A 14,455-nucleotide genomic window follows, 5' to 3' on the forward strand; every position below is an offset into this window, starting at 1 on the left:
GAGGAATTAGTTTGGTCTAAAGATATGCCTGCTTAAGCATTCAGAATGGCCGACTGCATATGTGACATGATCACTTGAGCAGTTGGATTGGCTGAATGGTCAGCAACCATATATACAAGTAATGCAATCAGGAAGATTCCCACTAAAATCAAAATATAAACAGGTAATCTTCTCTTTTTGGTAATTTCTTCTTTGCTCGCCACATGAGGTTGTGGCTTACTAAAATCATGCATGATAGCAGCCCTCATCCTTATTACTTTTCAAGTTTTATATTAGCAATACCCTATGTAGCGTTGTGTGAAGAAGCTTCGGACTATCGTTGCGCTAGTTGCAGAACTCTACTTTTTTTTATTTTATTTTTTGTTTAAAATATAGTCGGTTTAAGAATACGTTAAAATAAGCTATAATACGCGCCTCATTTCTCAGCCGTTCTGCTTTATGTCCTATAGCCAACAAAGTGTTTCTCTTGATTTAGACACTGATGTCACACATCAATGTTTTTTACATCACACACGCGATGAACATTTGATTGGAATTATTGAGTTTAATAAGCCAAGCTATATCTTGAAATGGGGTGATTTAGAATACTTCCGTCGTCGTACAGAAGAGTTTTCTGTGATGCCATTACCCGATTGCATCAATGCGATGATTGTAGACATTCGAAATGTACAACCATTTTTAGACAATGAAGTTCCGATCCTACCTTGGCGTTTACTTGAAGAAGATTGCCCAGTGCGTCTGGTGGTGCCTCAAGATCGGTTGGAACATTATATCGGGCTGTTTGAACCAACGTGGTTAACCACAGATGTGGATACTGCGATTCAAGAAATTCGTGAATTTATGGATATGTTTGTTCATTAAAACATATCCTTCCACCCTCTACTTTAAGCTATCCTCGCAAAGGCAAAGCTGCTCATTACCAATAATTTTCTACCGCAATATTGCCTTCACCACGACGATTCATAATTAAACCACGTCGCTTCAACGCTTCTTTGGTATCTTCCACCATTTGCGGATTTCCACATAACATCACATGACTGCTGTCTCGGTTAAAAGAAAGTCCAACTGCTTTTTCTAATTCACCATTGGCAATTAAAACAGGTAAACGGTCATGTAAAGCCGCATTTGGATCGCGTGTGATAATGGGTACAAATTTAAAGCCTGAATGGCCTTCGCCAAACAGCGCCGCAATTTCCTGAATCCGATCCACATAGGCCAGTTCAGATTCGGTACGTACGCTATAGACCAGATTGATCTGCTGATATTTGTTCCATGTTTCAAAGTCTTGCAACATCGACAAAAATGGCGCTAATCCTGTGCCTGTACCCAATAACCATAAATCCTGCGGCAAAGGCTGCTGATAACGTGCTAAGGTCAGATAACCGTAAGAGATTTTTTCAAGATAAAGCTCATCGCCTACTTTCAGATGTTGCAGATTAGAGGTAAATGCCCCATCTGGAACGACAATTGAAAAGAATTCTAAAGTTTCATCGAAAGGTGAAGAGACAACTGAATAAGCACGAACAACCAACTCCCCTTCAACCATTAGACCAATACGCGCGAACTGACCTGCGGTAAATTTAAAATGAGCTGGTCGGGTCATCGTAAAACTAAACAAATTGTGAGTCCAACGGTGTACAGACAAAACCTTTTCTAAGCTAAATTTTTCAATTGACATGATTTGAACGTGGCACGAAACAGTAGGCTCATGTTAGCATGATCGAATAATTGATGGATACTCAAAACATTAAGGCTATTTAACATGCGCATGACATTACGCCAGTTGGCTGTTTTCGTGGCGGTCGCTCAAGAAGGAACTGTTACCAAAGCGAGCGATGCTGTCCGACTTACACAAAGTGCGGCAAGTATGGCTTTAGCAGATTTAGAAGATGGTCTGGGTGCACCACTTTTTGATCGTTTGGGTAAACGATTACAACTCAATGATTTGGGACGTTTTTTACTCCCACAAGCTTTAGAAATTTTAGGTCGTTGTGATTCTTTTGAACAAGCGGCTAAGGGCGAATTACAAAGTATTGATCTACGTTTAGGCGCAACCCTCACCATCAGTGATTATTTAATGCCTGATCTGATGGCTGACTTCTTACAACGTCATCCCAAGGCCCATTTACAATTACAAGTCGGTAATACCCGTCAAATGATTGAAGCCGTCAATCAATTTCAACTTGATTTGGCTTTGATTGAAGGTTCTTGCCACTTACCCCAATTACAATGCATCCATTGGCGTGATGATGAGTTAGCTGTTTGTTGCGCACCTGATCATCCCTTAGCGCAGTTAAACCGTCCAATCAGCGCGACTGATTTCAATGATGTCGAGTGGATTTTACGTGAAGAAGGCTCTGGTACACGTGAAGTGTTTGACAATGCAATTTTGCAAGACCTTCCCGATGCCAATATCCGTTTGACCCTAGGTCATAATGAAGCAATTTTAAAAATTGTCGCTGGTGGTTTAGGCATGTCTTGTGTTTCCAGACTGGCGATTGAACCATTACAAGAAAAAGGTCAATTGGTGATTATCGATACCCCTTTCTGGGAATTAACTCGCCCACTGTATATGCTCGTTCATCGTCAGAAGTATCAAGGACCAGGGCTGAAAGCCTTTTTACAATTCTGCGAAGATCAGGTTTAATCTGTTTGAAAATAAAAAAACGCTTCCGATTGGAAGCGTTTTTTTATTTATTAAAATTTAGAAATCGAAACTCACCCCAAGCTTATAAGTACGACCTGCACCGACAGTAGTAAAGCCACTGGTGAAAACACCATCCCAATACTTTTTGTCAGCAACGTTATCGACATTGGCACGGAAAGTTGTATTTACACCGCCAAGTTTGGTCGCATATTTTGCACCTAAATCAACCAAAGTATAATCAGGTAACTTAAGCGTATTGTCCGCAGTTAAATATTGTTCATCGACATAGGTAGCAAACGCATTTACGCTTAACCCTTCAACAAATGGGATTTGATAATCCACACCCACACCTGCGGTAAATTCAGGTGTACCTTCAATGGTTTTACCTGAAAGATTCACACCACTTGAAATCGCTTTTGTATATTCGGTATCAATGTATGCCAAATTACCGTAAACAATCAGGTCTTCAGTGACTTTACCAGAAAAACCGTATTCAACCCCTTTTGATTCAGTCTTCGCACCATCGGTTGTGATTTGGGTAATCTTTGCATCATTTGGATCACGATAGGTTAGATCCGTCAGCGTACTTGGCTTTTTAATTTGATATAGCGCTAAAGTGTGTAACCAACGATCGCCTTGATATTTAGCACCAATTTCATATTGCTTACTTTCAAACGGTGCAAATGTTTTATTGTAATTCGCATCAGTCGCCACGCTGACAGTTGCGCCTCTCACTAGGCCTTCAACATAGCTGACATAGAATGAGGTTTCTTCACCAAAAGGTTTCACAACAATCGCAGCACTTGGAGATACTTTATCAGCATTCAATGGTGGCGCATTTGTCGCGAGTGCCTTTAAATTCATGTCTTGATAACGTACACCTAAAATAAACTGTAGCTTATCGTCCAACATGGAAATTTGATCGCTCAAGCTATAGCTGACATACACATCATCCGCAGTTGGAATAATCTCTGGCCATGTATTTGGCATATGTCCTTCACTGCTTGGATCATAAATATTGGTTGGGAAGTAAACTTCTGCTGCACCTCGCCCTTTATGCTGACTGTATTTGCGTTTTAGATAATCAGCACGGAATGCCAAAGTATGGGAAATATCACCCGTGAAAATTTGACCTTCTAGGCCCGCATTAAACGTGGTGTTATGTTCTTTTGAACCGACTCGATAATATTGCGCCAAGGCATCTCCATTCGCACCAACCAAAGCAGAATTATTCATACCCATCGAGTTGGCTGGCATATCCCGTACAATCATACGTGTCCCAAATAAATGTCCACGGTATTCACGTTCATTGAACCCAGCACCAGCAAATGCTTTTAAATTAGGTAGAAGCTTATATTCACCCGATAAACCCACATAGTTGGCACTTTGCATGCCTTCTAAATGTGGGAAATAATTTAGCTTACCATCTGGCGCGGGTAAAACACGCTTCAAGGTTGAAAAAGAGATCATCGCAGGTGAGCCACCATCACGACTGTCGCGTGTAGTGTAGGCATCGAAGTTGATTTTGGCTTGATCGGTCGTATAGTCCAGTGCCAATACAGCCGCGGTATTTTTATCTTCTAAACCATCAACAATATGTTCGCCTTGTCCATAGGTCGCACTGACACGTGCACCAAACTCCTGATTTTCACCAAAACGACGAGCTACATCAAAACCTGATTTGTAATAACCACCATCCTCATACATGGCTGAGACTTGGGTCAAATCTCGATCGGCCCGTTTGGTAGTTGCCATCACTACACCACCAATACTACCACCTGGGGCCATACCAGCAATCAATGCATTCGGTCCTTTTAGTACACTGGCAGAGCTCAAAATATCAGTTGGAGTCCGACCACTTGGTGACATCCCATAAGAACCATTGATGTTGGCATCTTCCCACGTCACAGCAAAACCACGGATCATAAAGTTTTCGTTTAAATGACCACTGTTGGTGGTGGTACGAATACTTGGATCATTTTTAAGAATGCCTGCGATCGAATCTGCCTGCTTATCTTTAATTGCTTGTTCTGTATAAGACTGAATACTAAAAGGGGTATCCAATACTGCTTTCTCGCCAAGGATACCTAAGCTCGCATCTTTTTTAAGTTTGCCCGTCGCATCTGTTGCTTGAGAGTCTGCTTTTACCGTAATCGTTGGTAAAACGGTATTGTCTTCAGCAACAGCAAACATTGGCAAAGCAATAAGAGATAAAAATAATATATTCTTTTTCAAGTGATCAAACCCCGATAAAAATTTGACCACAGTATATAAGATAAACTAACAAATGATAATAAAAATCATTAATAAAACAATAATTACTCAAATAAATTCAATTATGTCACATCACGATAATGCGAATAAGTTATTTTAAATCTGTTAGTTATATAAGTATATTTATCTAAAGCTAGCATTTAACCCTCTTCGCGCTGTATTAAACATAAGGTCTTTACCAACGAGAATCATTTTCACAAGGGATACCATCTTGGTCCCCATCCATTTTAGTATTTGGACAATTTCGACTAAAGAACTCTGCTTCCGCACGAGAATTCATTTGAGAACAATGTTCACGCCCATCACAACTAAACTGAGTACTTGCAGCAGCTGGTGACGACACCGTTTGAACAGGCTGAGCCGGATCAGATTTTAATGCTTGTTCTGTTCTTTCTGATAATGTGACTTTGGGCAGTTCACCAATTGCTTTACGCTGTTGTTCAACAATGTGTTTTTGTTCTTTAATCAGTTGTGCCGTTTTTAACTCTTTCGACTGTTGATAGGACTGATATTTTTGAAAAACCAGACCAACTAAGATCACGATAATAATTAACCCAACAACCGTAAAGATCTTTCCAGATTTAGCACTTGATTGAGTAGGATTCAACTCAACTGATTTTTCTAATATGTCATTGGATGAGGATGCATAGATTGCCTTTGATTGCTTTAAATCCAAACGAACAATATTTGCTGCCTTAAATTTTCCTTTATCCTCAACGAGAAGAAATTTGAGTCTTTCTCCAAGTTTTGGTTCTCCTGCAGATTTTGGAAAGTCACTAATATGGAAAAAATATCTGCTTGATTATGTCCTACCTCAATAAAACCAAAGCCCCGTTCAGAATTATATTTTTTAATTTTCCCTCAAGAAACATAACAAATACTCTATTTTTATCTAGTTACTATTCTAATAAAAAAAGAGGCTAAAAGCCTCTTTTCTCTAAAAATTTCAACCCAGTTCAGGTCAAACCATCGCAAAGAAATCAGCGTCTGAAATTTGATAACAACTCTGATGTGATCGAATTATTGTGCGTTGCTATTTTAGTTTTTCTGGTTTTCGCTGGATTAGGATCAACAAGCTCAATTTTTGTGGCTTTGTACTTCCCGTCATTTTCAACGACCACAAATTTCACTTTTTCATTTCTTTTCGGCTCACCACCAGCTGGATACTCTGAAATATGAAAAAACACATCCCCTTCAGAGGTCCCAATAAAGCCAAAGCCTTTGTCTGGATTATATTGTTTAATTTTTCCCTGATAGAACTCTTGCTTCATGACATTTATCCTACTTCGTAAATCTGATCATCACAGTATATAAAAATAAAAAAGAGACTTTCAATCTATCCTCAAAACTGCTTCAGGATGAGATCAAGTCTCTTTTTATGAATGTTTCAAAAATCAGTCTTTTTGAACACTACCAAAAATCTTGTCGCCAGCATCACCCAGACCAGGAACGATGTAACCTTCCTCATTCAGACCTTGGTCAATCGATGCGGTATAGATCAAAACGTCAGGATGTGCCGCTTCTACTTTCGCAACACCTTCTGGTGCAGCAACCAATACCATAACACGAATATCTTTACAGCCACTTGCTTTCAATACATCAATTGCAGCAATTAAAGAATTACCTGTCGCAAGCATCGGATCAATAATCATGGCCAAGCGGTTTGCAACATCAGGGACTAACTTTTTATAGTAAGTCCGCACTTCTAAAGTTGCTTCATCACGCTCTAAACCTAAGACACTCACTTTCGCGCTTGGGATCAGACTGAGAACACCCTCAAGCATCCCAATACCAGCACGCAAGATCGGAACAATGGTGATTTTCTTCCCTGCGATACGCTGAGTTGAGACTTTCCCTGCCCACCCATCAATTTCATGATCAACAACAGGAAGATCCTTTGTTGCTTCATAAGTCAGTAACATCGTGACTTCTTGCGCTAATTCACGAAAGTTCTTGGTACTAATATCTGAACGACGTAATAAACCAAGTTTATGGCGAATAAGCGGATGACGGATTTCTTGAATCGACACGAATGAGTACCTAGGTAATATTAATCTCGTTCTATTATAAAGTGTTTTTTTACTCATCAATAAAAAAGCCTCCAACTTTGGAGGCTTTTTTGTACAAATCCGACGATTACTGTTGTTGAGACAACATAAAGTGCAATGGAGAAAGGATCTCTGCCTTCAATGCCAAGTTAATCATTGGATCTGGATAAACACCCATCACCAACACTAATAACGCAGCAGCAAGCACCATAAGACCACCGACTTTACTGCCCCAATGCGCATCTGCATCAATACGTGGTACATCTGGTGGAGTCATGTACATCACCACCATCACACGTAAATAGTAGTACAAACCGATACCACTACCCACAACGATCATTGCCGCCAAGAACCAGTGTTGCGTTGTCACCGCAGCCATAACCACAAGGAACTTACCAATGAAGCCTGCGGTTAATGGAATACCTGCTAAAGACAACATCATCACGGTCAATGTTGCAGTCAAGATCGGACGACGCCAGAACAAACCACGGTAGTCTGCAAGACTTTGTGCTTCATCGACGTTGTTATAAGGACTCGACATTAATGCAACTGCACCGAAGGCACCGATTGTTGTCAATACATAAGTAATCACATAAACAGTGACGCTACCAAGACTTGCATAAGTCATGCTGATTAAAGCAATCAACAAATAACCGAAGTGTGCAATCGATGAGTAACCCAAGATACGCTTCAAGTTAACTTGTCGAACTGCAAGTAAGTTACCCACCACGATCGACAATACCGCAATGATGGTAATCACTGTCACTAATGATTCAACCAAGATTGCACCAGAAGTCAGTAAGTAACGTACAAATAAACCAATCGTTGCAACTTTTGCAGCCGTTGCCAAGAAGGTCGCCATAGGTGCTGGTGCACCTGCATACACATCTGGCGTCCATTTATGGAACGGCGCAAGTGAAAGCTTGAATGCAACAGCAAAGGTAATTAAACCTAAGCCCAATAACACCATTGGTTGCTTGATCGCAGCGAACAATGCCTGAACAGAGTCATAGAATGACAATGAACCTGTGTATGCATAGATATAAGCCATACCCATGAGCAACATTGCAGAAGCAGTCGCTGAAAGTACAAGGTATTTAATCCCCGCTTCCAAAGACTGACTACGTTGATAGGTATAAGCCAACATGCCGTATACAGGAATCGACATCAACTCTAAGCTGATGAAGAATGCTGCATAGTGTGAGCTTGAAACCAATAACATTGCGCCAGTGACTGAGCACAGTAGCAAGATATATAGCTCTTCGCGGTTGTCTTTATAGGTCTCAATATAGGCATGAGATAAAGTACAGCACGCTAAGGCAGCAATCAAAATCAAGAATTGATAGAGCATGGTAAATGGATCAACCATAAACATGCCCATCACATTTACTGGTGCAAAGTGCCCAGTAAACATGGTGTATCCAATATAAATTGCAGCAAGGTTTAAACCGATAACTGACGTTGTCGCAATCAGATTGTGATTACGTTTAATCGCAGTCAGTAACATCACGACGATTGCGGTCAAAGCCACAATCATCACGGGAGCAAGTGGCATTAGCTCAGAAAAAGAAATTGTGAAGTTCATGATTTATTGCATCTCCACATGTTCAAGTTGAGTTGCTGCCTGTTGAACAGTTTCGACAACTTCTTGTACTGGCATATAACTATTTACTAACCATTGCATGCTTGAATGAGACATATCCAAGAATGTTTGCGGGTAAATACCTAACCAAACCAAACCGATCGCACAGATCATCAAAATGCTAACTTCACGTGCAGATAGATCTTTAAGCGGACTGGTATAGTGCTGCTTTTGCTCTGGATTTGGTTCACCAAACAATGCTTTGTGAATCAAGATCAGACCATATAGACCAGCAAATACCAAACTCACTGCTGCGATGATGGTGAACGCTGGATAAGATTTGAATGAACCCATCAAGATCAGGAATTCACCAATAAAGTTACCTAGACCTGGTACACCAACCAATGCTGCAACGAAGAACATTAAGAAGAATGGCAAGTATTGCAGCTGACCACGAAGACCGCCCATCAAACGTAAATCACGTGTATGTAAACGCTCATACACTTGACCAGACATAATGAACAATGCAGCAGATGACAAGCCATGCGCCAACATCATGATCATGAGGCCTTGGAAAGTCAGGATGTTACCTGCATAAATTGCAAGTAAGATGAAACCCATGTGCGAAATAGAGGTATACGCAAGCAGGCGTTTCATATCTGTTTGTTGATACGCTAAGAATGCACCGTAGAAAATACCAATCAGACCCAAAATAATCGCGATATCAGCAAATTGTGCTGACGCTGCTGGGAAGAATGGAATTACGAAACGAAGCAAACCGTATGCCGCTGTTTTAATCAAAATACCAGCCAAGTCCACAGAACCCGCTGTTGGTGCCTGAGCATGTGCATCAGGTAACCAACCGTGTAATGGGAATACAGGTAATTTCACCGCAAAACCAATGAAGAAACACAGCATAAATGCATAAGCAACTTCAGGTGGTAAGTGGTTCGCAACAGCCAATAAATAGTTGTAATCAAAACCGATCATACCTGTCATCATGTATCCATAGACTACAAGGCCCAAGATACCGATCAACATGATCAAACCAGCGATTTGAGTATATAAGAAGAATTTGGTTGCAGCATAAACACGCGAACGACCATTCGACCCTGAGTGACCCCATAACGCAATCAAGAAGTAGATTGGTACGAGCATCATCTCCCAGAAGAAGAAGAACAAAAATAAGTCAATCGCCAAGAATACACCGATAACCCCACCTAAACTCCAAAGTAAGTTTAAATGGAAGAAACCAACGTTCTTTTGAATCTCGCCCCATGAACAGCCCACTGCAAGTACACCGAGTAATGCAGTCAACAACACCATGAGTAAAGACAAACCATCCACTGCTAAGTGAATGCTAATGCCTAAAGTCTGAATCCAAGGAAGATGGAATTCAGCAGCCCAAGTCGGAACTTTGCCCCCCAACTCATAGCTAAATGTACCGCTTTGCCACAGTGCAATGCCCAAACCAAAGGTAATGAGCATACCAATCAAGGCAATCCAGCGTGGCAAATGTTGGTCGTATTTATCAACTAACCAACAAATAAAACCAGCAATGAAAGGAACTAAAATCAGTGCGGGTAAAATTAAATTGTTTTCCATTTTATTTCCCCACAACCTGAATCACGATCAAGATCATCAATAACACCACTACACCGAGTGACATGCTTGAAGCGTATTCACGTAATGAACCTGTTTGACGCGAACTGGTAAAGCTATTACCACCTTTCACAATCGCAGGAAGAACCAGCCATAAACTATCCACTGGATCACGACCTAAGATTTTCGCAATCAATAAATAAGGTTTTACAAATACGATGTCATACAAAGCATCGAAACCAAATGCTGTACGGCAAATGTGCGCTAAACCAGAACCCAAAGACGTTTGAGCAAAAGCTTTTACTGCACCATATGCAAAAGCAAACAAGAAGATACCCACAGCTAAACCAGCGAGGGCAACGCCACTTGCTAAATGTTCAGCATGCGAAACTGCAGCTTCTAATGTTTCTGGAATCACAAAACTTGGAATATTTGCAGTCGTCAATAACTTGGCAACTGGTGCCTGCAAGAAGTAACCAATACCTGTTGATAACGTAGCAAGAATCGCAAGTGGGCCCCAATACGTCACGCCATGAATGGCATGTGCATGGGTTTTCTCTTCGCCGAAGAATACTACCCAGATTAAACGGAAGGTATAAATAGACGTTAAGAATGCGCCCGCAACACCGACCCAGTACAAGGTATGATAAAGCGGAAGGTTGGCAATGGTCGATTGAGCATATACCGCGCCCAAGATCGCATCTTTAGAGAAGAAGCCGACTGTCACGATTGGAAGTGCTGCCAATGCGCCACCACCAATCACGAAACACCAGAATACAAATGGAATCTTGTGACGTAAGCCACCCATTTTGAAGATGTTTTGTTCGTGATGACACGCAAGAATCACTGCACCTGAAGAAAGGAACAATAACGCTTTGAAGAATGCGTGAGCAAGCATGTGGAATAAACCAGCTTGATACGCCTCAGCACCCACCGCCATAAACATATAACCGAGCTGACTCATGGTTGAGTAAGCCAAAATACGTTTGATATCGGTTTGCACCAATGCGGCAAAACCAGCGACAAGTAAGGTTACTGCACCTGTAATCGAGATGAACTGCATCACTTCTGGTGCCATTTCCATCACAGAGAACATACGGCAGCATAAGTACACACCCGCTGTCACCATCGTTGCGGCATGGATCAATGCAGATACTGGTGTAGGACCAGCCATCGCATCTGCTAACCATGTTTGTAATGGAATTTGCGCAGATTTACCTGCTGCACCCAAGAACAACATCAATGCTGTCCAAATTGACAATGATGAGCTTTGCGTCATTACAGTTGCTGCATTTTCAACAATGTACTGAATATTCAAAGTACCAAACTGTTGATAAAGCAGGAACAATGCGATGAGTAAGAATACGTCACCCACACGTGTTACTGTGAATGCCTTGATTGCCGCCCAACCATTTGCAGGGTTTGAGTAGTAGAAACCAATCAGTAAGTATGAGCACAGACCTACGCCTTCCCAACCCAAGAACAATAACGCTAAGTTATCGCCCAATACCAACAACAACATGCTGGCAACGAATAGGTTGAAATAAGAGAAGAAACGCGCATAACCTTCTTCACCACGCATATACCATGATGCAAAGATGTGAATCAGGAAACCAACACCTGTCACCATACCTGTCATCAATAATGACAAGCCATCTAACTGTAAGCTGATACCTGGCTCAAAACCACCAACACTGAACCACGTCCATAAGTGTTGAACAAAAACGGTTTGACCACTGCTAGTAAATGCAAGACCAGCAATTAAAGCAAATAACGCAGATAAACCAACTGAACCGACACCAATAATGGCAGCGACATTTTCAGAAAGTTTGTCACGCCCTGCCGCTAACAGGATAAAACCAATGAGCGGGAATAAAACGGTTAAATATAATGTACTCATCCGCGCATCTCACTAGCAGCATCCACATCCAAGTGATGGAAGCGATGATAAAACTGAAGGACGATCGCAAGACCAATACATGCCTCTGCTGCAGCAAGCGTCAGAATCAAAATGAACATGATTTGTCCATCTGGCTGAGCCCAAACACTACCTGCCAAGACGAATGCCAACGCAGCAGCATTCATCATCACCTCAAGGCTCATTAGCATAAATAAAAGGTTGCGTCGCACCATTACACCGTAAAAACCCAGTGCAAAAAGGATGGTTGCAACGATCAAACCATGTTCTAAAGGGATGTGTCCCATTATTCTTTATCCTCTTCTGCACCTGGTTCACGTTTGCCTAAGTGGAATGCTGCAACAAGTGCTGCAAGCAATAACATCGCGGCAACTTCTACCAATAATAGATAGTGAGTAAATAGTGCTTGACCGACTGCTTTAGGGCCAACAACTTCTGTGCCCATTGGCGCAGAAATCGTGGTGTATTCACCACCCAGCATCCACACCAAGATTAAGCCCAATAAAAAGCTCATCAGTGCAGGAAAAGCCCAAGCGTCAGAGGTCAACCATTTGCTTTCCTGTTCAATCGTATCTTGTCCAAGATTCAACATCATGACAACGAAGACGAACAAAACCATGATCGCCCCTGCATAAACGATGATCTCAAGGGCAGCCGCAAACGGCGCGCCCACGATCATGAAAATACCAGCAACCGCAAGAAGAGAAATGATCAAGCTAAGTAATGCATGCACAGGATTGGTGTTGGTCACCACACGTACTGTCGAAACAATGGCCACAAGTGCCATCAAATAAAATGGCCACATCATGGTAATAAGCTCCGTACATCTACTGGTGCACTTTCTTTTTGTGCTTGACCTTTTTCTTTACCGCTCACAGCCATACCTGTTACACGATAGAAGTTGTAGTCAGGATATTTACCTGGTCCAGAGATGAGTAAGTTTTCTTTCTCATACACCAAGTCTTGACGTACATATTCGCCCAGTTCGAAATCTGGTGTCATCTGAATCGCTGTAGTTGGGCATGCTTCTTCACACATACCGCAGAAAATGCAGCGTGAGAAGTTGATGCGGAAAAATTCTGGATACCAACGCCCATCTTCTTTTTCCGCTTTTTGCAATGAAATACAGCCCACAGGACATGCTACCGCACACAGGTTACATGCCACACAACGCTCTTCACCATCTGGGTCACGCGTTAACACAATACGACCACGATAACGTGGAGGTGCAATTTGTTCACCTGGTACTTCTGGATACAAGATTGTGTCGCGTTTACGCGTTACGTGGCTGAACACCATCCATAACGAACGTACAATCGATCCAAATCCAGCTAGAATTTTATACATTTTGTACTCCTTGCTGTCCTAGGCCTGATTCATCAGAATCACAGCACCAGTCACTAACAAGTTGACCAACGCCAATGGCAAACAAACTTTCCAACCAAAATTCATAACTTGGTCATAACGAGGACGCATTAACGAACCACGTGCCAAGACAAACATCATCACAAAGAATGCTGTTTTGATAATGAACCAGAATACTGGTGGAACAAATGGAATTTCTAAGTTAAATGGTGCAAGCCATCCGCCGAAGAATAAAGTCACGATCAATGCAGAGATTAAAACCACGTTGACGTATTCCGCAACGAAGAACATCCCCCACTTCATACCACCATATTCAACATGGTAGCCTTCCGCCAATTCTTGTTCAGCTTCTGGTTGGTCAAATGGATGACGATGCGTTACTGCAACACCTGCAACCACAAAGATCAAGAAACCTAAGAACTGCGGAATGATGAACCACATATCACGTTGTGCTTCAACGATTTCGCGCATGTTGAATGAACCTGCAATCGCAACTACACCCATCAACGAGATACCCAAGAACACTTCATAAGAAATGGTTTGAGCAGCAGAACGCAGACCACCGAGTAATGAGTATTTGTTGTTAGACGCCCAACCACCAAATAACACGGCATAAACTGCAATACCCGCCATTGCCATAAAGAACAATAGACCGATACTCATATCCGCAACGCCCAGTGTAGGGCTTATTGGGATCACCATAAACGAAAGTACCGCAGTTGCCATCGCAACTGCTGGTGCTAAACGGAAAGTCAGCTTGTCGGCAAACTTTGGTGTCCAGTCTTCTTTGAACATGATCTTGAGCATGTCGGCAACGATCTGGAACATACCACCCGGACCAACACGGTTTGGACCGTAACGGTCTTGCCATAATGCCAAGAGACGACGCTCAATAAATGACATTAATGCGGCAACCAAAACCACCACCAGCAAGATCACAACAGCCTGAATCACTGAATAAGCGATTGGCCAGTTCTCAGCCCAAAGTGGCGTTTGACGTATAATTTCTTGATTCATGA

Annotated in this window: 14 protein-coding genes and 1 pseudogene; 2 read left to right on the forward strand and 13 right to left on the reverse strand. The window is 41.9% G+C overall.

Translation table 11 applies throughout. From position 1 onward, the window contains the following. Positions 1-32: 32 nt before the first annotated feature. On the reverse strand, positions 33-233 hold the full coding sequence (locus MMO42_RS12620; RefSeq protein ID WP_005191248.1) for a hypothetical protein: 201 nt from the start codon (positions 231-233) through the stop codon (positions 33-35). Positions 234-438: 205 nt separating this feature from the next. Between MMO42_RS12620 and MMO42_RS12625 the strand changes: the two genes are divergently transcribed. Then, positions 439-861, forward strand: coding sequence for a hypothetical protein (locus tag MMO42_RS12625; RefSeq protein ID WP_005191251.1), 423 nt, complete (start codon positions 439-441; stop codon positions 859-861). Between the two features lie 55 nt (positions 862-916). On the opposite strand, the gene MMO42_RS12630 is transcribed toward MMO42_RS12625, so the two are convergent. Next, positions 917-1,678: a ferredoxin--NADP reductase gene (locus tag MMO42_RS12630; RefSeq protein WP_241320771.1), complete on the reverse strand. Its 762-nt coding sequence runs from the start codon at positions 1,676-1,678 to the stop codon at positions 917-919. Positions 1,679-1,762: 84 nt separating this feature from the next. On the opposite strand from MMO42_RS12630, the gene gigC reads away from it, so the two are divergent. Continuing rightward, on the forward strand, positions 1,763-2,647 hold the full coding sequence (gene gigC / locus MMO42_RS12635; RefSeq protein ID WP_005292028.1) for a LysR family transcriptional regulator GigC: 885 nt from the start codon (positions 1,763-1,765) through the stop codon (positions 2,645-2,647). 57 nt (positions 2,648-2,704) lie between these two features. Here gigC and MMO42_RS12640 read toward each other — a convergent pair whose 3' ends face one another. The 11 genes and pseudogenes from MMO42_RS12640 to nuoH form a co-directional block, all read right to left on the reverse strand. Beyond that, a complete protein-coding gene (locus MMO42_RS12640; protein WP_241320824.1) occupies positions 2,705-4,840 on the reverse strand; it encodes a TonB-dependent receptor in 2,136 nt (711 codons plus the stop codon). A gap of 256 nt (positions 4,841-5,096) precedes the next feature. Then, positions 5,097-5,776: pseudogene (locus MMO42_RS12645) on the reverse strand (excalibur calcium-binding domain-containing protein). Positions 5,777-5,901: 125 nt separating this feature from the next. Further along, complete coding sequence (locus MMO42_RS12650; protein ID WP_004804787.1) at positions 5,902-6,192, reverse strand: cold shock domain-containing protein; 291 nt, start codon at positions 6,190-6,192, stop codon at positions 5,902-5,904. A 123-nt stretch (positions 6,193-6,315) separates the two neighbouring features. Next, on the reverse strand, positions 6,316-6,951 hold the full coding sequence (gene upp, locus MMO42_RS12655) for a uracil phosphoribosyltransferase (RefSeq protein ID WP_017402053.1): 636 nt from the start codon (positions 6,949-6,951) through the stop codon (positions 6,316-6,318). A gap of 106 nt (positions 6,952-7,057) precedes the next feature. Further along, on the reverse strand, positions 7,058-8,554 hold the full coding sequence (nuoN, locus tag MMO42_RS12660) for an NADH-quinone oxidoreductase subunit NuoN (protein ID WP_241320772.1): 1,497 nt from the start codon (positions 8,552-8,554) through the stop codon (positions 7,058-7,060). A 3-nt stretch (positions 8,555-8,557) separates the two neighbouring features. Then, entirely contained in the window at positions 8,558-10,156 is a 1,599-nt protein-coding gene (gene nuoM, locus MMO42_RS12665) for an NADH-quinone oxidoreductase subunit M (RefSeq protein ID WP_005151238.1), read from the reverse strand. Between the two features lies 1 nt (position 10,157). Beyond that, positions 10,158-12,053 carry an NADH-quinone oxidoreductase subunit L gene (nuoL, locus tag MMO42_RS12670; protein ID WP_005292019.1) on the reverse strand — a complete coding sequence of 632 codons (1,896 nt, stop codon included), beginning with the start codon at positions 12,051-12,053 and terminating at the stop codon, positions 10,158-10,160. Continuing rightward, positions 12,050-12,358 (reverse strand): NADH-quinone oxidoreductase subunit NuoK, encoded by a 309-nt coding sequence (nuoK, locus tag MMO42_RS12675; RefSeq protein ID WP_004655436.1) that lies wholly within the window; start codon positions 12,356-12,358, stop codon positions 12,050-12,052. The genes nuoL and nuoK overlap by 4 nt, the downstream gene beginning before the upstream one ends. After that, entirely contained in the window at positions 12,358-12,876 is a 519-nt protein-coding gene (nuoJ, locus tag MMO42_RS12680) for an NADH-quinone oxidoreductase subunit J (RefSeq protein ID WP_241320825.1), read from the reverse strand. Before nuoJ ends, nuoK begins: the two co-directional genes overlap by 1 nt. Then, positions 12,876-13,418 carry an NADH-quinone oxidoreductase subunit NuoI gene (nuoI, locus tag MMO42_RS12685; protein WP_004655439.1) on the reverse strand — a complete coding sequence of 181 codons (543 nt, stop codon included), beginning with the start codon at positions 13,416-13,418 and terminating at the stop codon, positions 12,876-12,878. Before nuoI ends, nuoJ begins: the two co-directional genes overlap by 1 nt. Positions 13,419-13,436: 18 nt before the next feature. After that, on the reverse strand, positions 13,437-14,453 hold the full coding sequence (gene nuoH, locus MMO42_RS12690) for an NADH-quinone oxidoreductase subunit NuoH (protein WP_241320773.1): 1,017 nt from the start codon (positions 14,451-14,453) through the stop codon (positions 13,437-13,439). Positions 14,454-14,455: the final 2 nt, after the last annotated feature.

Source organism: Acinetobacter sp. ANC 3882 (assembly GCF_022549545.1).
Lineage (GTDB): Bacteria > Pseudomonadota > Gammaproteobacteria > Pseudomonadales > Moraxellaceae > Acinetobacter.